At 69.1% G+C, this 17,383-nt stretch carries 17 protein-coding genes; 6 read left to right on the forward strand and 11 right to left on the reverse strand.

Annotated features, from left to right (window positions below; translation table 11 throughout):
• Nucleotides 1-3: 3 nt before the first annotated feature.
• Nucleotides 4-573 (reverse strand): helix-turn-helix domain-containing protein, encoded by a 570-nt coding sequence (locus ACLJRM_RS27160; RefSeq protein WP_101610594.1) that lies wholly within the window; start codon nucleotides 571-573, stop codon nucleotides 4-6.
• A 54-nt stretch (nucleotides 574-627) separates the two neighbouring features.
• Between ACLJRM_RS27160 and ACLJRM_RS27165 the strand changes: the two genes are divergently transcribed.
• Complete coding sequence (locus ACLJRM_RS27165; RefSeq protein WP_101610595.1) at nucleotides 628-1,548, forward strand: NAD(P)/FAD-dependent oxidoreductase; 921 nt, start codon at nucleotides 628-630, stop codon at nucleotides 1,546-1,548.
• Here ACLJRM_RS27165 and ACLJRM_RS27170 read toward each other — a convergent pair.
• On the reverse strand, nucleotides 1,521-2,228 hold the full coding sequence (locus ACLJRM_RS27170; protein WP_101610596.1) for a murein transglycosylase: 708 nt from the start codon (nucleotides 2,226-2,228) through the stop codon (nucleotides 1,521-1,523). The genes ACLJRM_RS27165 and ACLJRM_RS27170 overlap by 28 nt on opposite strands.
• Nucleotides 2,229-2,490: 262 nt before the next feature.
• Here ACLJRM_RS27170 and efeU point away from each other — a divergent pair, with 262 nt between their 5' ends.
• From efeU to ACLJRM_RS27190, 4 genes are read left to right on the forward strand one after another with little or no spacing between them, the layout of a single operon-like run.
• Nucleotides 2,491-3,333: an iron uptake transporter permease EfeU gene (gene efeU / locus ACLJRM_RS27175; RefSeq protein ID WP_410664632.1), complete on the forward strand. Its 843-nt coding sequence runs from the start codon at nucleotides 2,491-2,493 to the stop codon at nucleotides 3,331-3,333.
• Between the two features lie 5 nt (nucleotides 3,334-3,338).
• Complete coding sequence (gene efeO / locus ACLJRM_RS27180; RefSeq protein ID WP_410664633.1) at nucleotides 3,339-4,469, forward strand: iron uptake system protein EfeO; 1,131 nt, start codon at nucleotides 3,339-3,341, stop codon at nucleotides 4,467-4,469.
• Nucleotides 4,466-5,731, forward strand: a complete 1,266-nt coding sequence (gene efeB / locus ACLJRM_RS27185) for an iron uptake transporter deferrochelatase/peroxidase subunit (RefSeq protein ID WP_410664634.1) — start codon at nucleotides 4,466-4,468, stop codon at nucleotides 5,729-5,731. Before efeO ends, efeB begins: the two co-directional genes overlap by 4 nt.
• Before the next feature lie 34 nt (nucleotides 5,732-5,765).
• Nucleotides 5,766-6,176, forward strand: coding sequence for a PPOX class F420-dependent oxidoreductase (locus tag ACLJRM_RS27190; RefSeq protein WP_101610599.1), 411 nt, complete (start codon nucleotides 5,766-5,768; stop codon nucleotides 6,174-6,176).
• Nucleotides 6,177-6,241: 65 nt separating this feature from the next.
• On the opposite strand, the gene ACLJRM_RS27195 is transcribed toward ACLJRM_RS27190, so the two are convergent.
• The 6 genes from ACLJRM_RS27195 to ACLJRM_RS27220 are packed head-to-tail and all read right to left on the reverse strand — an operon-like array spanning nucleotide 6,242 to nucleotide 10,827.
• Nucleotides 6,242-6,814, reverse strand: coding sequence for a hypothetical protein (locus ACLJRM_RS27195; protein WP_410664635.1), 573 nt, complete (start codon nucleotides 6,812-6,814; stop codon nucleotides 6,242-6,244).
• Complete coding sequence (locus ACLJRM_RS27200; RefSeq protein ID WP_410664636.1) at nucleotides 6,811-8,181, reverse strand: hypothetical protein; 1,371 nt, start codon at nucleotides 8,179-8,181, stop codon at nucleotides 6,811-6,813. The genes ACLJRM_RS27195 and ACLJRM_RS27200 overlap by 4 nt, the downstream gene beginning before the upstream one ends.
• The gene (locus tag ACLJRM_RS27205) at nucleotides 8,178-8,981 is read right to left on the reverse strand and encodes an ABC transporter ATP-binding protein (RefSeq protein ID WP_410664637.1); all 804 of its coding nucleotides are present in this window, start codon (nucleotides 8,979-8,981) and stop codon (nucleotides 8,178-8,180) included. The genes ACLJRM_RS27200 and ACLJRM_RS27205 overlap by 4 nt, the downstream gene beginning before the upstream one ends.
• A gap of 17 nt (nucleotides 8,982-8,998) precedes the next feature.
• Nucleotides 8,999-9,817, reverse strand: coding sequence for a zf-HC2 domain-containing protein (locus ACLJRM_RS27210; RefSeq protein WP_101610601.1), 819 nt, complete (start codon nucleotides 9,815-9,817; stop codon nucleotides 8,999-9,001).
• On the reverse strand, nucleotides 9,814-10,356 hold the full coding sequence (locus ACLJRM_RS27215) for an RNA polymerase sigma factor (RefSeq protein ID WP_101610602.1): 543 nt from the start codon (nucleotides 10,354-10,356) through the stop codon (nucleotides 9,814-9,816). Before ACLJRM_RS27215 ends, ACLJRM_RS27210 begins: the two co-directional genes overlap by 4 nt.
• 54 nt (nucleotides 10,357-10,410) lie before the next feature.
• Nucleotides 10,411-10,827, reverse strand: a complete 417-nt coding sequence (locus tag ACLJRM_RS27220) for a winged helix-turn-helix transcriptional regulator (protein ID WP_101610603.1) — start codon at nucleotides 10,825-10,827, stop codon at nucleotides 10,411-10,413.
• A 67-nt stretch (nucleotides 10,828-10,894) separates the two neighbouring features.
• Here ACLJRM_RS27220 and ACLJRM_RS27225 point away from each other — a divergent pair, with 67 nt between their 5' ends.
• Nucleotides 10,895-11,809, forward strand: coding sequence for an NADP-dependent oxidoreductase (locus tag ACLJRM_RS27225; protein WP_410664638.1), 915 nt, complete (start codon nucleotides 10,895-10,897; stop codon nucleotides 11,807-11,809).
• Here ACLJRM_RS27225 and ACLJRM_RS27230 read toward each other — a convergent pair.
• The 3 genes from ACLJRM_RS27230 to mfd form a co-directional block, all read right to left on the reverse strand.
• Nucleotides 11,806-12,726, reverse strand: coding sequence for a MazG family protein (locus tag ACLJRM_RS27230; protein ID WP_101610605.1), 921 nt, complete (start codon nucleotides 12,724-12,726; stop codon nucleotides 11,806-11,808). The two genes, ACLJRM_RS27225 and ACLJRM_RS27230, sit on opposite strands and share 4 nt — an antisense overlap.
• Nucleotides 12,723-13,727 (reverse strand): hypothetical protein, encoded by a 1,005-nt coding sequence (locus ACLJRM_RS27235; protein WP_101610606.1) that lies wholly within the window; start codon nucleotides 13,725-13,727, stop codon nucleotides 12,723-12,725. The genes ACLJRM_RS27230 and ACLJRM_RS27235 overlap by 4 nt, the downstream gene beginning before the upstream one ends.
• Before the next feature lie 68 nt (nucleotides 13,728-13,795).
• Nucleotides 13,796-17,350: a transcription-repair coupling factor gene (mfd, locus tag ACLJRM_RS27240; protein WP_101610607.1), complete on the reverse strand. Its 3,555-nt coding sequence runs from the start codon at nucleotides 17,348-17,350 to the stop codon at nucleotides 13,796-13,798.
• Nucleotides 17,351-17,383 lie beyond the last annotated feature (33 nt).

Below are 17,383 nucleotides of genomic sequence, written 5' to 3' on the forward strand. Positions count from 1 at the left end.
TTCTCAGGTGGACTTGGCCCGCAGGTGGGCCCGCTCACCCTGCTTGCCGAAGAGCACCAGCAGTTCCACCGGCCCCGGCCCCGCGCTTCCGAACCAATGCGGCACCCGCGTGTCGAATTCGGCGGCCTCGCCCGGCCCCATCGTGAAGTCACGGTCGCCGAGCACCGCCCGCAACCGTCCACTGAGGACGTACATCCACTCGTAGCCCTCGTGTGTCCGTTGCACCGGTTCGATGTTCTCGACCGGGATCAGCAGTTTGAACGCCTGCGGCTGACCGGGCTGCGCGCTCAGCGACCAGGCGGTGAACCTGCCGAACTTCTGCGGTTTCATCCGGACCCGCGGATCGGACGGCTCGGGTTCGCCGACCAGTTCGTCGAGCGGGACCTTGTGCGCCTCCGACAGCGTCAGCAGCAGCTCCAGGGTGGCCTTCCGGGTACCCGATTCGAGCCGCGAAAGCGTACTGGCGGAGATCCCCGTCGCCTCCGAGAGCGCGGAGAGGGTGGTGCCGCGTTCCTTGCGGAGCTGCTTGAGCTTCGGGCCGACCTCGGCGAGCCGCCGTTCGATGTCCTGCATGCCCCCAGTTTGCCAAACCGGCAATGAACTTTGCCAGATTTCGACGGAAGTCGGATGCTCGGGACCATGAGCAACGAATTCGACGTGGTGATCATCGGCGGTGGTGTCGCGGGCCTCAGCGCGGCCTTGGTACTGGGCAGGGCGCGGCGGAAGGTCGCCGTGATCGACGGCGGGACGCCGCGCAACGCGCCCGCCGCGCACGCGCAAGGTTTCCTGACCAGGGACGGCATCCCGCCCAAAGAACTCCTGGCGATAGGCCGTGACGAAGTGCGCGGATACGGCGTGGAACTCATCGACGACGTCGTCCACCGGCTGCGGCACGACAAAGCGGTGGAGCTGGCGAGCGGCCGGGTCGTCAGCGGGCGCCGGATCGTGATGACCACCGGGCTGGCCGACGAACTGCCGGACGTCCCCGGTGTCGCGGAGCGGTTCGGCACCGACGTACTGCACTGCCCGTACTGCCACGGCTGGGAAGTGCGCGATCAGCGCTTCGGCGTGCTCGCGACCTCCGAGAAGTCGGTCCACCAGGCGCTGATCGTCTGGCAGTGGAGCAAGGACCTGACGTTCTTCACGCACACCCAGGAGATCTCGGCGGACGACCGGGCGAAGCTGACCGGACTGGGCATCCGGATCGTCGACGGGAAGGTGTCCGAGCTCGCCGTCGAAAACGACCGGCTGGCCGGGGTCCGGCTCGTCGACGGCGACCTCGTCGAACGCGACGTCGTGTTCGTCGGCCCGAAGTTCGTCCCGCACGACCGGCTGCTCGCCCAGCTCGGCTGCGCGCGCACCGAAGACGGTTTCGTCGCGGTGGACGCGCAGGGCCGGACGAATGTGGACGGCGTCTGGGCGGCGGGGAACGTCGTCGACCCGATGGCGCAGCTGGTCGTCGCGGCGGGCGACGCCTACCGGATGGCGGCCGCGCTCAACTTCGACCTGGTGCTCGAGGATCAGGGCGCGACGCTGGCGTCCGCGTAGGCGTCGGCCGCGCTGAAGACCTCCTGGGCGTACGGAACGGCGGGGTTGAACATCCGCATCGACTTCCACCATCCCTCCGGGGTGGCGACGTCGTCGCCGGCGGCGCACAGGTAGCGGGCGGTGGCGAAGGCGGCGTCATCGAGGTTCTTCGGATCCGGCGGCTTCCCGTCACTGGTGGCACGGACAGCGTGCTTGGCCCAGATATCGGGCGTGAGCGTGATCGGGCCGGGCCTGCCCTGCGCCGTCTCGACGTGGGAAACACCGGCGAGGGTCGCCCAAGAGAGGTGACAGCCCGGCTTCTGCCGCCGAAGCCACATCTCCGCCCGTCCGTAAGCGGAAAGGTCGGTGGCGGACAGCCGCGTCTTCGCGGCCACCCGGTTCGCCCAGATCTCGAGTTCGGCCGCGTCGGAAACGGTGGGCCGGTCGGGCGGCGCGGCCAGCCCGGCTCGCGGCGTCGCCACCCCAGGCTGCGGTTTCTGGTCGGGAACCGCGAGCGCGGGCTGCGGTTCCGCCGGCGGGGGCGGCTCGTCCCCACCCGGCCGGCTCATCCCGACGGTCATGATCAGCACCACGCCGGTCAGCACGAGCCCGCCCGCGAAAGCGAGCCTGGGGACGTACGGCGGCAGAGGGCGCGCTGGGTGCTCCGGGGCGTCGATGCTCGACTGGGTGGTTTCGGCCACCCGGTCAGGTTACTTCGCCACACTGCCGGGGGATGACCCATTCGGAGGAGCAGGTCAGCGGACGGTAAACCGGCGGTCGTGGCGCCGATTCGTTATGTGATCCGCGCGGTGCGCGCTGACCTGCGGATGCTTTCCGCGCGCCCGTCCGATCAAGGCCCGTTCAAGCGGTTCGTCCACATTCACCATCCCTCGGCTGAGCTGGACTTTCAGGCAAGGCTTACCTAAAACCAGGAGGTTCAGTCAGACGACCAGGGAGAACGACGTGTGGTTCGCGAGTGCGCTCATCGGCCTGCGTGAAGGCCTGGAAGCCGCCCTCGTCGTCAGCATCCTCGTCGCGTTCCTGGTCAAGACCGACCGGAAGCACGCGCTGCGCTGGGTGTGGCTCGGTGTCGGCGTCGCCGTCCTGCTGTCGGTCGGGATCGGCGCGATCCTCACTTACTCCACCGCTCAGCTGTCCTTCGAGCAGCAGGAACTGCTCGGCGGCACCCTGTCGATCGTCGCGGTCGGTTTCGTGACGGCGATGATCTTCTGGATGCGCAAGGCGTCGAGGACGATCGCCGCCGAACTGCGCGGGAAGCTGGACGAAGCGCTCAACGTGGGCCCGGTCGCCGTCCTCGTCCTGTCGTTCTTCGCCGTCGGCCGCGAAGGCCTGGAAACGGCGGTGTTCTTCTACTCGACCGTGCAGACCGCCCAAGGCGGGACGACCGAACCGCTGATCGGTTTCACCGCGGGCATCCTCACCGCGGTCGTGCTGGCGTACCTGCTCTACCGCGGCGCCGTCCGGTTCGACCTCGGCAGGTTCTTCACGATCACCGGCGTCCTGCTGGTGTTCGTCGCGGCGGGCGTGCTCGGCTACGGCCTGCACGACCTGCAGGAGGCCGCCTTCCTGCCCGGTCTGAACACACTCGCGTTCGACGCGTCGAACGTGCTGCCGGAGACCAGCTGGTACGGCGCGCTGCTCAAGGGGATCTTCAACTATTCGCAGCAGACGACGGTCCTGCAGGCCGTCGCGTGGGTCGCGTACGTGGCGATCGTGCTGCCGCTCTTCCTCAGGTCCAAGAAGAAGGCCGCGACGGCTCCCGTCGCGGCCGCGGTTAAGGAGTGACCACCGTGTCCCGTCGATTCCCGCTCGCCGCTCTCGCCGGCGTCGGCGCCCTGGTGCTCACCGCCTGCGGTGGTGGTGAGGAAACCCCCGCCGCGGCCGGCGGCCCGATCAAGGTCGAAGCCTCGGACAGCGCGTGCGCCGTCTCGGTGAACACCGCGAGCGCGGGCAACGTGACCTTCGAAATCACCAACAAGGGCAGCAAGGTCACCGAGTTCTACCTCTACGCCGAGGGCGACCGGATCATGGGCGAGGTCGAGAACATCGCGCCCGGGCTGAACCGGCGGCTCATCGTCGAGGTCGCCGAAGCGGGCAAGTACCAGACCGCGTGCAAGCCGGGGATGACCGGCAACGGCCTCCGCGGCGACTTCACCGTCACCGGTGGTGGTGCGAAGCAGACCGACCCGAACTCGCAGAAGGCGCAGGCGGTCAAGAGCTACGCGGAGTACGTCGCGAACAACACCAAGGCGCTCGACGAGGAGACCACCAAGTTCGTCGCGCTCGTGAAGACGGGCAAGGCCGACGAGGCGAAGGCCGCCTACGCCCGCACCCGCGTCTACTTCGAGCGGGTCGAGCCGGTGGCCGAGAAGTTCGGCGACCTCGACCCGAAGATCGACGCGCGCGAGGCCGACCTCGAACCGGGCCAGAAGTTCACCGGTTTCCACCGGCTGGAGAAGGACCTTTGGGTGAGCGGGCTGCAGCCCGACGCGCCCCAGATCGCCGACCAGCTGCTCGCCGACGTCAAGGAACTCGTCACCAAGTCGGCCGCGCTCGAACTGAACGCGCTCGACCTGGCCAACGGTGCCAAGGAACTGCTCGACGAGATCGCCACCGGCAAGATCACCGGCGAAGAGGAGGCGTTCTCGCACACCGACCTCTCGGACTTCCAGGGCAACCTCGACGGTTCGAAGGCCGCGATCGCCTCGCTGCGCCCGCTCCTGCAGGCGAAGGACCCGGCCCTGGTGTCCACTTTGGACAAGGAGTTCGGCAGCGTGCAGGCGTTGCTGGACAAGCAGCGCGAAGGCGACGGTTTCAAGCTGTACACCGCGCTGAGCCAGGACCAGATCAAGGAATTCGCGTCGGCGGTCGACGCGCTGAGCGAGCCGCTGAGCAAGGTCGCGGAGGTCGCGGCGCAATGACCGGGACGGAGGACACCCGGGTCTCCCGCCGGAAGCTGTTCGGCATGGCGGGAGCGGGTGCCGCTCTCGTCGGAACCGGCGCGGCCGCCGGATTCGGGGCGAACCGGCTGCTCGGCGGGGACAGCCCGGCACAGGCCGCGCAGAGCGTCGTCGAGTTCCATGGCGAGCACCAGGCCGGGATCGTGACGCCGGTCCAGGAGAACCTGCATTTCGTCGCGCTGGACGTGACGACGAAGGATCGCGAAAAGCTCGTCAAGCTGCTGCGCACGTGGACGGACGCCGCCCGGCGGATGACCGCGGGCCGGGAGGTCGGGACGGGCGGCGCCGTCGGTGGCGCCCCCGCCGCCCCGCCGAGTGACACCGGCGAGGCCCTCGATCTCGCGGCGTCGTCGCTGACGCTGACGATCGGTTTCGGCCCTTCGCTGTTCGACGACCGGTTCGGGCTCGCCTCGAAACGGCCCGCCGCGCTGATCGATCTCCCCCTGTTCCCGGCCGACAAACTCGACCCCGCGCGCAGCGGTGGCGACGTCTGTATCCAGGCGTGCGCGGACGATCCGCAGGTCGCGGTGCACGCGATCCGGAACCTGGTACGGCTGGGCTTCGGCGTCACGGCGGTGCGCTGGTCGCAACTCGGGTTCGGCCGCAGTTCGTCGACGTCGCGGGCACAGTCCACGCCGCGGAACCTGTTCGGGTTCAAGGACGGGACGCGCAACGTCAAGGCCGAGGAGGCCGACGTCCTGCGCGACCAGGTGTGGGCGACGGCCGAAGACGGGCAGCCGTGGATGGCGGGCGGGTCGTTCCTGGTGGCCCGCCGGATCCGGATGCACATCGAGACCTGGGACCGGGAATCGTTGCGAGGGCAGGAAGGCATCGTCGGCCGGTCGAAGGGCGCGGGCGCGCCGCTGGGGCAGGCCGCCGAGTTCGACGAGCCCGACTTCAACGTCGGCGGCGCGGGCGGCGAAAAGCTGATCCCGGAGGATTCGCATGTCCGGCTCGCCTCGCACGAGAACCTGAACGGGGCACGGATCCTGCGGCGCGGCTACAACTTCGTCGACGGTTCCGACGGTGTCGGGCACCTCGACGCGGGGCTGTTCTTCCTCGCCTTCAACCGGGACACTCGCAAGCAGTTCGTGCCGATGCAGCAGGCGCTGTCATCGAAAGACGCGATGATGGAGTATCTCCAGCACACCGGATCCGCTCATTTCGCCGTGCCACCGGGCGTACGCGAAGGTGGTTTCTGGGGCGAAGGCCTGTTCCCTTGACCTCCAGTTAAGTGGAGGTCGCACACTGGCTTCCATGTTCAGTGAAGCGGAACTCGACTACCTCGCCACCCAGGGACTCGGACGGCTCGCGACGGCTCAGCCGGACGGGACGCTGCAGGTCAGCCCGGTCGGCTATGCCTACAACACCGAGACCAGGACGATCGACATCACCGGCTACGAACTGGCGAAGAGCAAGAAGTTCCGGAACGTGGCCGCCAACGGGCAGGCCGCGTTCGTGGTGGACGACATGCCGTCACAGGACCCGCCGAGGATCCGCTGCCTCGAGATCCGCGGCCGGGCCGAGGCGCTGACAGGCGCCCGCACGGCCGACGGCCATTTCGACGGCGCGGTGATCCGGATCCACCCCTCGCGGATCATCAGCCTCGGCGTCGACGACCCGGACCACGACCCGCTCGACCTCGTCCCGCACAACCGGAACGTCTGACCGGCGGATGTCATGAAAGGGGCTTTCCTGACGAATTCCGTCAGGAAAGCCCCTTTCATGACACTTCAGCGGCGATTACCGAAGACCGCGTAGGTCCCCAGGCCCACCACACCGAGTACCACGGCGGTCCACGTGGCCGCGGGGACGCCGGCGGGCTGGAGAAACCAGGTGATCGCCAGGTGCGCGGTGTCCGTGCCCGACGTGGTGGCCCAGACCACGAAGGAGACGACGAACACGAACAGCGGCAACGCCCACCCGAAGGCCCCGCCGAACAGCACCGCGGAGATCCCCGCGAGGCCGAGCAGTCCGCCCGCGTTCCGCGTGATGATCTCCACCGGCACCTGCTCCGCCTCCCACAGCCGGGGCAGGAGCACGGCGCCGAAACCGAGGCCGCCGATCAGGAGGAGATGCAGGCCGCGACGGGGAATCCACCGGATCGCGGCGGTCCGGTCGAGATCGGCGTCCTGTCCGCTCAGCCCGGTCGCCATCACCGCGACCGCGGCCGTGAGCGCCAGGGAAACCGGGATCATCGACCAGTGGTCCCTGGCCAGGAACCAGATCACCGCCGTGGTCACCACCAGCGCCGCGAACGAGGCCGGCACGCTCCGCGACCGCGCGTACAGCACCGCCCACCTCATCGGGCCCCACCGAGCAGGATGTCGAGCTGGTTACCCCGGCAGGCCAGGCCCGCCTGTCGCACCGCGATGATCCGCTCTCGCTGCACGTCGGCCGGGAGGGCACGGAAGGTCTCCTGCTTCTGGACGACCTCGTTCTTCACCTCGTCGCTCCAGTAGCCGCTCAGCGTCTTCCACTCGCCGAGGAACCAGTTCGAGGTGATCGATCGCGCGGTGAGTTCGTCTATAAAGGACTTGTCGACGCCATGGGTGGAGTAGCAGGTCGGCGTCCCGGCGCCGGCGACCAGCGCCCGCGTCACGTCTTCCGGGACCAAGAGCGAACGGACGGACCAATCCAGCAGGTCCACGTAGACGGTGTCGGCGGCACGCGGCGGCACCTCGTCGTAGCCCAGCCGCCGGTCCTGTGCCGCGACCTTGACCGGCGCGTCCGGCAGTGTTCCCAGCAGCCGTAACGCCTCCTTGCCCGGCCCGGCGAGACGGGGCAGTTCGGACTCGAGCATGCGGGGGACGCAGACCGGGCCGTCGCAGATCATCGCCGTCGCGTGCGGGTCGATGACCTTGCCTTCGGCCGTGGTGCCGGGAAGAACGGGCAAGGCGATCCCGACCGCCACCAGCGCGGGGACGACGGCGAGTGCCTTCGCCCGCTTGGAGCGGACCGCCAGCAGGAGGAACCCTGTCGCGGCCAGTCCGGCGAGCCAGATCACCTGCCCGAGATCCATCCGGCCCGCGGTGGTGTTGAACGGATCGTCGACGACGTCCATCGCGGGAGAGAGCAGCGAGACCCGGAACGGCACGAACCCGGACAGCAAGCTGCCCTCCCCCGCGGCGAGCTGGAACAGGATCGCGGCCGCGAACGCGGCGACGGCCACCGCGGGCGCGGTCAGCGGATGCGGCAGCAACCGGCCGATCCCGAGCCCGATCCAGGCGCCCGCGAGCATCCCGAGGACACCGACCACGACGATCGGCAGCCAGCCGAAGGTGAAGAACCCGCCGTTGAAGATCGCCTGGACGGCGCCGACTGCGAAGATCAGCAGGTAGCCCAGCACCAGCAGGCCGCCCAGCGCGCCGGCGAGTTTCGCGGCCCGCTGCCAGCCGGGCCGCGGCAGGGTGGTCATGAGTTCGGCCGTGCCGGACCGGCTGTCCCGCATCCCCTGGATGACACCGGCGCCGATCGCGATCGGCCACAGGAACACCAGCAGGAACCGGCTCCATTCCGCGGCGGGCACCCAGTGCTCGTTCCACGCGATCGGTGATCTCGTCCACGGACCGGAGAACGAGTACAGGAATCCGAACGCGACGACGAGGATCGCGAGCGTGGCCCAAGGTGCGATGGAACGACGGAGTTCGATCCGCAGAATCCGCGTGTTCACCAGTTACCCCTCCCCGGCTCGTGCCCGAGCAGCGCCGAATAACCGCGCTCGATCGGGCTGTCGCCGACGTACTCCGCGGTCCCGGCGGCGGCCATTTCGTCCGGGGTCCCCTGGAAGACGAGTTTGCCGTTTTCGAACAGGACGACGTCGGTGCACGCCGTGGCGACGTCTTCGACGAGGTGCGTCGAGACGACGACGCAGGTGTCACGCCCCATTTCCTGCATGAGTTCCCGGAACCGCACGCGCTGCGCCGGATCGAGTCCGGCGGTCGGCTCGTCCAGCAAGAGGAGGTCGGGGTCGTTCACGATCGCCTGGGCGATCCCAACCCGCCGCACCATGCCGCCGGAAAGCGTCTTCATCTTGTCGTCGGCGCGATCGGCGAGGCCGACCCGTTCGATCGAACGCTGCACTGCTCCTGGGATGTCCTCTTTGGACATTTCCTTGAGCCACGCGATGTACTCGACGAACTCGCGGACGGTGAAGCGCTTGTAGTAGCCGAAATTCTGCGGCAGATAGCCGATCCGACGGCGCAGGCGGCGCTGATCGGTGAGCCCCCCGACGGACTCACCGAGCAGCGCCAGCCTTCCCTCCGCCGGCCGGAGCACCGTCGCCAGCGCCCGGATCAGCGTGGTCTTCCCCGCCCCGTTCGGGCCGAGCAGACCGTGCACCCCCGTGCCCAGTTCCAGGTCGAGCCCGTTCACGGCGAACTTGCGTTTGCCGACCCGGACCTTCAGTTCCTCCGCCTCGATTTGCCACGCGTAGGTCGTGGGTGCGACCTCCGCGGCCCCGACAGCACGCATCATGTTCTCCCCTTCGTTCATCGTTCGGATCCGCTGAGCAGGCCGAAGGCGCTTCGGCGGAGCACCACCACGGCCATGGTCAGCGCGAAGATCACGCCCCAAACCGGAAGCAGGTCGGGTTCGAGCACGGTGGCTCGTCCTTGCGAAGCCACCGCGGGCGCCAGGACCACCACCACCCAGATCCCGGCCAGGACATACGCCGCGCGGGTCACCCCGATCAGCCCGCCGAGCGCGAGTGTCCCGGTGGTGAAGGCCAGGCTCGGCAGGAGAGCGAGCCCCCCGAAGCCATCACCGCCGAGCCAGCTCGCGAGGGCCTGCATCGGCAGCACTACGGCGAGGACAGCCGTCGTCCGGCGCAGCAGCAGGTAGAACCCGCCCCTCGGCGCGGAAGTGACGAGTTCGTAAGCGGGATCGAGGCCCTTGGACCAGGACACCGCGACCCCGAGCACCGGCAGCACCGGTGAGAAGAGCTGGACGAACGAGTAGTTCCGGCTCCACGTGAAGCCGGCCCAGTCCAAGAGGAATCCCGTCGCCGGGAGCAGGATGATCATCACCAGCCACGGCAGCATCACCGGCGTCACCCAGGTGTGCAGCCGCCCGGCCCACCGGCTCCGTGACCGCCCCGGCCCCGTTTCGGCGAGTTTCGGGCCCAGCCCCGCCCAGACGTCGTCCACCAGCGCCGACACCGTGGGCAGGCTGACCGCGGACAGTCTCCCCCGGCATTCCGCGCAGGTTTCGAGATGGGCTTCGATCGCCCAGACCTCGTCACCGGCCAAGCCTTCGTCCCCGCGGACGTAACCGGCGAGAAGCTGTCCGGACACGTGTTCCTTGTTCACGACAGCGCCTCCCGCATCGCGATCCGAGCCCGCCTGGCGCGGGTTTTGACGGTTCCTTCCGGCACGCCGAGCAGGACCGCGGTCTCCCGGACGGTCAGCCCGTCGAGCACCATGGCCTGCAAGACCTGCCGTAGTTCGGGAGCGAGCCGGCGCAGCGCGTCGCCGACGTGGTCGCCGACCGCACCGGCCAGCGCCTCGTCTTCAGCGGCGGGCGCCACGGCCGCCTCCGCGACCGGCAGCGGCAGCGCGTGCTTCGCCCGACGGCGGAAAGCGTCGACGAGCCGCCTCGCGGCGATCGTCCACAACCAGCCGACTGCGCTCCCACCGACGGCCGCACCGGCGAACGCGCCGGCCGCACGCCAAACCGCGAGGTAGGTCTCCTGCATCACCTCGGCGACGATCTGCTCGTCGGCGCAGCGACGGCGCAGGCGTACGGCCAGCCACGGCGACGTGCGGCGGTAGAGCTCCTCGAACGCCGCGCGGTCACCTTTGGCCGTGCGGCGGACGAGCTGCTCTTCGTCCGGTTCCGTTCCCTTCACACCCGGCAAGACGCCGAGTCCGCCGAATCGGTTCTCACCCGATTGTGTTCCGCATCACAGCGGCCGTACCGCTTCGGACGCTTTCTCGTCGAAAGCTGAGCGTGCGGCGAAGATCTGGTCGACGTTCTCGACGGCCCATTCGGCGACGGCGTTCGTCAGCCTGCCGACATCGACGCCGAGCGGAGTGAGCCCGTACTCGACCCGCGGCGGGACGGTGGGATAGACGTCCCGCCGGATCAGCCCGTCCCGTTCCAGGGAGCGAAGGGTCTGGGTCAGCATCTTCTGCGTGATCCCGTCGAGCAAACGGCGAAGTTCGCTGAACCGCATCGGCCGCTCGTAGCGCCGGATCGCACCGAGAACGTAAAGCGCCCACTTGTTCGCGAGCACCTCGATGACCGTCCTGGACGGGCAGTCACGGCCGTGCACCGCCACCCATTCTTCGAATATCCGCCGCTCATCGAAGGTACCCATGAGGTACCTAGATACCAGTGCGGTGCCTACTTCACAACGGGTACCGGGCAGCGACATGCTCGTCCCCATGCGAAAGATCCAGCAAGTCTCGTTCGGCGGACCCGACGTTCTCCACCTCGCCGAATCGGAAAAGCCTGTTCCTGGCGAGGGTCAGGTCCTCGTGCGCGTCCACGCCGCAGGAGTGAATCCGGCGGATTGGAAGATCCGGAACGGGCTGGTCGTCGGCGATCTGCCGCTGACCGTGGGACTCGACTTCTCGGGCGTGGTCGATTCCGCCGGAACGCGGTTCCAGCCCGGCGACGAGGTCTACGGCGTCACGTTCCCGCCGAACGGCTCGTACGCCGAATACGTCGCGGTCAGCGAGGACGCGCTCGCGCTGAAACCGCGAAGTCTCGATCACGTCCACGCGGCCGCGCTCCCGATCGCGGCGCTGACCGCGTGGCAGCCGTTCACCAGGCTGTTCCCGGTCGGACCGGGACACCGCGTGCTCGTCCACGCCGCGGCGGGCGGGGTCGGGCATCTCGCCGTGCAGATCGCCAAGGCCAAGGGCGCGTACGTCATCGGCACCGCGCGCGAGGCCAAGCACGACTTCCTCCGTGAGCTCGGCGCGGACGAACTGATCGACTACACGACCAGCGATTTCGCGAAGTCGCAGGACCTCGACGTCGTGCTGGACCCGATCTCCGGCGAATACGGTCCCCGGTCGCTGGAGACGCTCAAACCGGGCGGTTCGCTGATCGACATCGTCGGGCATGGTCCGGACCGGACGGAGGTCCGGCGGAAGGCCGAGGACCTCGGTCTCCATTTCGCCGAGTTCTACGTCGCCCCGTCCGGAACGGATCTGGCGGAAATCGCGACTTTGGCCGACGCCGGTTCCCTGCGGGTCTCGATCGCCGAGGTCCTCCCGCTCGAACAAGCGGCGAAGGCGCACGAACTGAGCGAATCCGGACGCGTCCAGGGCAAGCTCGTCCTGACGATCTAGCTCGGCCAGAACTTGCGCCAGCCGTCGGCCTCGAGCGTCGTCGGTTCGAGACCGGCGTCTCGGGCGGCCTGTTCGGCATCGCGGATGTCTTGCGCGAAGCGCTTCGCGACGGCACGGAGTTCGCCTTCGGGGTCGATCCCTGCCCGGCGAGCGGTCGCGGCGACCCGGAACAACTGGGCCGCCGCTTCGGAACCTTCGGGGAACAGGTCGAGCGGGATCCCGGCCCGGCCGCTGCGCTGCCCGAGCTTCCCGGCCAGCGCCACGGCGGGCTGGCCGAGCGCGACGCCGTCCACAATGGACTGGCGGCTCTTCTCGGCCTGCTTCAGTTCTTCCCACTTGAGATTCTGGTGGTCGACGGTCTCGACCCGCGGGGCGTCGGTGAAGACGTGGGGGTGACGTCCGACGAGCTTCGCGACCAGATCGGACGCGACCTCGTCGATCCCGAACGGATCGGTCGCGTCCTCGATGGCGACGCGCGCGTGGAACAACACCTGGAGCAGGACGTCACCGAGTTCTTCGCGCAGGGCGGCCCGGTCGCCTTCCTCGATCGCGTCGAGCAGCTCGTAGGTTTCCTCGACCAGGTATTGACGCAGCGACTCGTGCGTCTGGACGGCGTCCCACGGGCATCCGCCCGGCGAGCGGAGCCGGTCCATCACCTCGGCGGCCTCGACCAGCGGCGGAACGGGCGCTTCCAGCACCCGGGCACCCGCCCTGATCAGCGCCGCGGCCTTCGGTTCCCGGCGCGAACCGGCGATGAGCACGAGGCCGCGCACCTGTGCGTCACCGAGCGCGGGCACGCCGAAAACGCCGGGATCGACATCCGACGCCGCGTACACGGCGTCGCTGTTTCGCAGGATCGGGAGTGCCGCGGCGGGCAGTGTCGCCCCGCGGGCGATCACGACGACGGCAGCGGTCACGGGTTTTGCGGGGTGGCGCCGTGCACCGGCAGCACGATGCCCTTTTTCGAAGCTTCGTTGGGCGCGAGGTCCATGCCCACGACATCCCACACGCCGTAGCGCGGGTTGACCTTGAGGTCGACCTGGTCCAGGTACGGCTGGAGGAGCCGGATACCCACGTTGGCCAGCTGCTGGGCGGTGGGCTGCGCGGCCTGATCCGACGCGACGGGCTTGTCGGCGGCCCGCTCACGCACCACGACGACGACCCACAGCGGCTGCTGCGGCGTCGGCTGGAACGCGGCGACGGTGTTGGGCTCGAGCCCGAACAGGACGGTGGCCGCGGTCGCGGGCGACTGCATCGCCGGCAGCTTCTGACCGGTGCCTGCCTGCGTGTCGGACGTCTTCTGGTCCTGCGCGATCAGTTCCGCGGCCGCGTTCGGCGAGGCGGCGAACTTCCGGGCCTTCTCGATCGCCTGCTCGCGCAGCTTGTCCGCGTCGGAGCCGGTGGCGTCGGTCGAGGAGACCGAGCTGAAATCGAAACTGACGGTGAGCTTGTCCAGGTACTTCATCGCGAGCTGGGTCTGCAGCGCCGCGTCGACCAGGGCTTCGCGGTGATCCCGCACGCGCGCGACGAGCTGCTGCACGCTGATCGCGGGATCGTCCTGCTGCTTCGCCTCCATCGGCTTCGCCAGCGGATCGTTCTGCAACGCGGCCACGACGAGGGACTCGTCGACGCGGACGCCTTCGCGCTGGGCGGCACGCTCAGTGAGGTCGTGGAGGATCTCCTGGCGCACGATCTCGCGGCCGACGAGGTCGAGCTTGTGCTCCTTGGCGAGCTGCTGCCCGTACGGATGCTCACGGACGGCCTTGTCGATCAGCTGCTGCACGCGATCGACCGAAACGGACTTGCCGTCGACGATCACCGCCGCACCGACCTGTCCCGGTCCGGCGTTGCATCCGGCGAGAAGGAGAGAACCGGCAAGAACCCCGACCAGCGCACGACGGCGCCCCATGATCCGCATCACAGGGCCTACCCTCTCATACCGGCCCCAGCGAGAGAACCAGGTCGTAAGTCGCGATTCGGGTTCGCTCACGCGACGGGTGCCGGTGACTTCATCAGGTTCGTCAACAGCTTCGCGCACCAATCCAGCAATTCCTCGTCCCGCAACGCCGGGGCGCCGATGCGGCCGCCGGCCGCGCCCTCGGTCGGCTTCGGCACGGAGACCGTGTTCGTCACCGCTTTGAAGAGAGCCTTGGGATACAGGCGCTTCAGCCGCACCATCTGCGAATCCGCCAGCGGCAACGGCGCGAACCGGATCGACGAGCCCTGGACGGCGACCTCGGTGACACCCGCCGCGCGGCAGGTGTGCCGGAACGCGGCGACGGCGAGCAGCCGTCGCACGGCGGCGGGCGGCTGGCCGTAGCGGTCGACCAGTTCCTCGCGCACGGCGTCGAGCCCGGCCTGATCGGGCGCGGCCGCGATCTTGCGGTACGCCTCCAGCCGCAACCGCTCACCCGGGACGTAGTCGTGCGGGATGTGCGCGTCCACCGGGAGGTCGACCCGGACATCGGCGAGTTCTTCTTCCTCCGCCGTGTCCGCGCCCGCGTGCCGCCGGAACGCGTCGACCGCTTCGCCGACGAGCCGCACGTACAGATCGAAACCGACACCGGCGATGTGCCCGGACTGCTCCGCGCCGAGGATGTTGCCCGCGCCGCGGATCTCCAGGTCCTTCATCGCCACGGCCATCCCCGCGCCCAGTTCGGTGTTCTGCGCGATGGTCGCCAACCGGTCGTGCGCCGTTTCGGTGAGCGGCGCTTCCGGCGGGTACAGGAAGTACGCGTACCCGCGCTCTCGACCGCGCCCGACCCGGCCGCGCAGCTGGTGCAGCTGCGCCAGGCCCAGCAGGTCCCCTCGTTCCACCAGCAGCGTGTTGGCGTTCGAGATGTCCAGCCCGGTTTCGACGATCGTGGTGCAGACGAGCACGTCGTACTCGTTCTCCCAGAAACCCTGGATGATCTTCTCGAGTTTGTCCTCGTTCATCTGCCCGTGCGCGGTGACGACACGCGCCTCCGGCACCATCTCGCGAATACGCTTCGCGGCCTTTTCGATCGAGGAAACCCTGTTGTGCACGTAGAAGACCTGGCCGTCGCGCAGCAGTTCACGCCTGATCGCGGCGCCCACCTGCTTGTCGTCGTACGCGCCGACGTAGGTCAGGATCGGGTGCCTGTCCTCGGGCGGGGTCAGGATCGTGGACATCTCGCGGATCCCGGCGAGCGACATCTCCAGCGTCCGCGGGATCGGCGTCGCCGACATCGTCAGGACGTCGACGTGTGTCCGCAGCGCCTTGATGTGTTCCTTGTGCTCGACGCCGAACCGCTGCTCCTCGTCGACGATCACCAGGCCGAGGTCCTTGTACCGGATCCCGGTCTGCAGCAGGCGATGCGTGCCGATCACGATGTCGACGTCACCCGAGGACAGCTGTTCGAGGATCGCGTCGGACTCGACCTTGTTCGTGAACCGCGAGAGTCCCCTGATCTTCACCGGGAACGAACTCATCCGTTCGGTGAAGGTGTTGAGATGCTGCTGCGCGAGCAGTGTCGTGGGCACCAGCACCGCGACCTGCTTCCCGTCCTGCACAGCCTTGAACGCCGCGCGCACCGCGATCTCGGTCTTGCCGTAGCCGACGTCGCCGCAGATGACGCGGTCCATCGGGACACCGCGCTCCATATCCGACTTGACCTCGTCGATCGCGGCGAGCTGGTCGTTGGTCTCGGTGAACGGGAAGGCGTCCTCGAGTTCGCCCTGCCACGGGGTGTCCTGCCCGAACGCGTGCCCGGGCGCGGCCTGTCGCGCGGCATAGAGCTGCACCAGTTCGGCGGCGATCTCCTTGACCGCCTTCTTCGCCTTGGCCTTGGTGTTCTTCCAGTCGGACCCGCCGAGCTTGTTCAGCGTCGGCAGCTCGCCGCCGACGTAGCGGGAAACCTCGTCGAGCTGGTCGGTCGGGACGAAGAGCCGGTCCCCGGGGTGCCCGCGCTTGGAGGAGGCGTACTCCAGCAGCAGGTACTCGCGGGTCGCGCCGGCGACGGTGCGCTGCACCATCTCGACGAATCGCCCGATGCCGTGCTGGTCGTGCACGACGTAGTCGCCCGTCTTGAGGGCGAGCGGGTCGACGGCGTTGCGCCGCCGCGACGGCATCTTGGTACTGAAGTCCTTTGTGGACGTTCCGGCGCCGGAACCCCGGCCGGTCAGGTCCGACTCGGACAGCACCACGAGAGCGCGCTCCGGCGACACGAAGCCGTCCGAAAGCCCGCCGCACGTCACCGTGACGACGCCCGCCGTCAGCGGCCCGGTGAGACCTTCCGCCAGTGACGCGGGCACGTCTCCCGCCGACAGCTGCTCGACCGCGCGGGCCGCGGTGCCGTGCCCGGCGACCACGAGCACGGCCGTCCCGCCCGCGGCCGTATGCGCGCGCAGGTCGGTGGTCGCGCGCTCGACCTCGCCGCGGTAGTTCGGCGCGGCCTCGATCGAGACGTTGTAGACATCGGGATCGTCGCTGGCCAGCTGCGTCAGCGTCCACCACGGACGCTTCGTCTCCTGAGCGCGCTTCGCGATCTCCGCGAGGTCCCGGTACGCGGACGCGCCGAGGTCGATCGGCGCCTGACCGCCCGCGGCGGCCGTGGTCCAGGACGCCTCGAGGAACTCCTGCCCGGTGCGGACCAGGTCGGCCGCGCGGGCGCGGATCTTCTCCGGATCGGCCAGCAGCACGTGCGTGCCCTGCGGCATCGCGTCGGTCAGCAGGTCCAGCTCGCCCTCGCACAGCACGGGGATGAGCGCCTCCATGCCCTCGACGGGGATCCCGCCGGACAGCTTGGTGAGCATCTCGGTGAGCTGCGCGTCCGCCTCGTACGTCGTCGCCAGCTCGGCGGCCTTCGCCCGCACCGACTCGGTGAGCAGCAGCTCACGGCACGGCGGCGCGCTGACGTGCTGGATCTCCCCCGGCAGCGATCGCTGGTCGGACACCGCGAACGCGCGGATCTCGCTGACCTCGTCGCCCCAGAACTCGACCCGCACCGGATGCTGCGCCGTCGGTCCGAACAGGTCGAGGATGCCGCCGCGCACGGCGAACTCGCCGCGCTTCTCGACCATGTCCACCCGTGTGTACGCCAGCTCGACCAGCTGCTCCAGCAGCCCTTCGAAGCTCTGCTCCTCGCCGACGACCAGGTCGATCGGCGCGAGCGAACCGAGCCCGGGCGCCATCGGCTGGATGAGGCTGCGGACGGTCGCGACGACGACGCGCAGGGTGTCGGCGCCGGTCTTCAGGCGATGCAGCACCTCCAGCCGCCGTCCAACGGTGTCCGCCCGCGGGGACAGCCGCTCGTGCGGCAGCGTCTCCCAGGACGGGAAGTCGACGACAGCGTCTTCGCCGAGGAACGACTTCAGCGAGGCTGTCAGTTCTTCGGCCTCGCGGCCGGTGGCGGTCACCGCGAGCACGGGGCGGCCGGCGCCCTCGTCCGCGGCGAGGGCGCCGGCGACCAGCTGGCGGGTGGCGATCGCACCCTGCAGCTCGAGCACCGGGGCACCGGCCCGCTCGACGACCCCGCGAAGGGCCGGATCGGGAAGGATGGAATGAAGGAGTCCGGACAATGGAGCGTTTGTCACCGTCCCAGCCTACGTGGG

Origin of the sequence: Amycolatopsis sp. lyj-84 (genome assembly GCF_046549075.1) — a bacterium.
Lineage (GTDB): Bacteria > Actinomycetota > Actinomycetes > Mycobacteriales > Pseudonocardiaceae > Amycolatopsis.

What these genes read in the sequence shown, in the direction of transcription:
- ACLJRM_RS27160 (WP_101610594.1), bottom strand. Translation starts at nt 573, where the DNA reads ATGCAGGACATCGAACGGCGGCTCGCCGAGGTCGGCCCGAAGCTCAAG.
- ACLJRM_RS27190 (WP_101610599.1), top strand. Translation starts at nt 5,766, where the DNA reads ATGTTCAGTGAAGCGGAACTCGACTACCTCGCCACCCAGGGACTCGGA.
- efeB (WP_410664634.1), top strand. Translation starts at nt 4,466, where the DNA reads ATGACCGGGACGGAGGACACCCGGGTCTCCCGCCGGAAGCTGTTCGGC.
- ACLJRM_RS27195 (WP_410664635.1), bottom strand. Translation starts at nt 6,814, where the DNA reads ATGAGGTGGGCGGTGCTGTACGCGCGGTCGCGGAGCGTGCCGGCCTCG.
- ACLJRM_RS27235 (WP_101610606.1), bottom strand. Translation starts at nt 13,727, where the DNA reads ATGCGGATCATGGGGCGCCGTCGTGCGCTGGTCGGGGTTCTTGCCGGT.
- ACLJRM_RS27225 (WP_410664638.1), top strand. Translation starts at nt 10,895, where the DNA reads ATGCGAAAGATCCAGCAAGTCTCGTTCGGCGGACCCGACGTTCTCCAC.
- ACLJRM_RS27205 (WP_410664637.1), bottom strand. Translation starts at nt 8,981, where the DNA reads ATGCGTGCTGTCGGGGCCGCGGAGGTCGCACCCACGACCTACGCGTGG.
- ACLJRM_RS27220 (WP_101610603.1), bottom strand. Translation starts at nt 10,827, where the DNA reads ATGGGTACCTTCGATGAGCGGCGGATATTCGAAGAATGGGTGGCGGTG.
- ACLJRM_RS27165 (WP_101610595.1), top strand. Translation starts at nt 628, where the DNA reads ATGCTCGGGACCATGAGCAACGAATTCGACGTGGTGATCATCGGCGGT.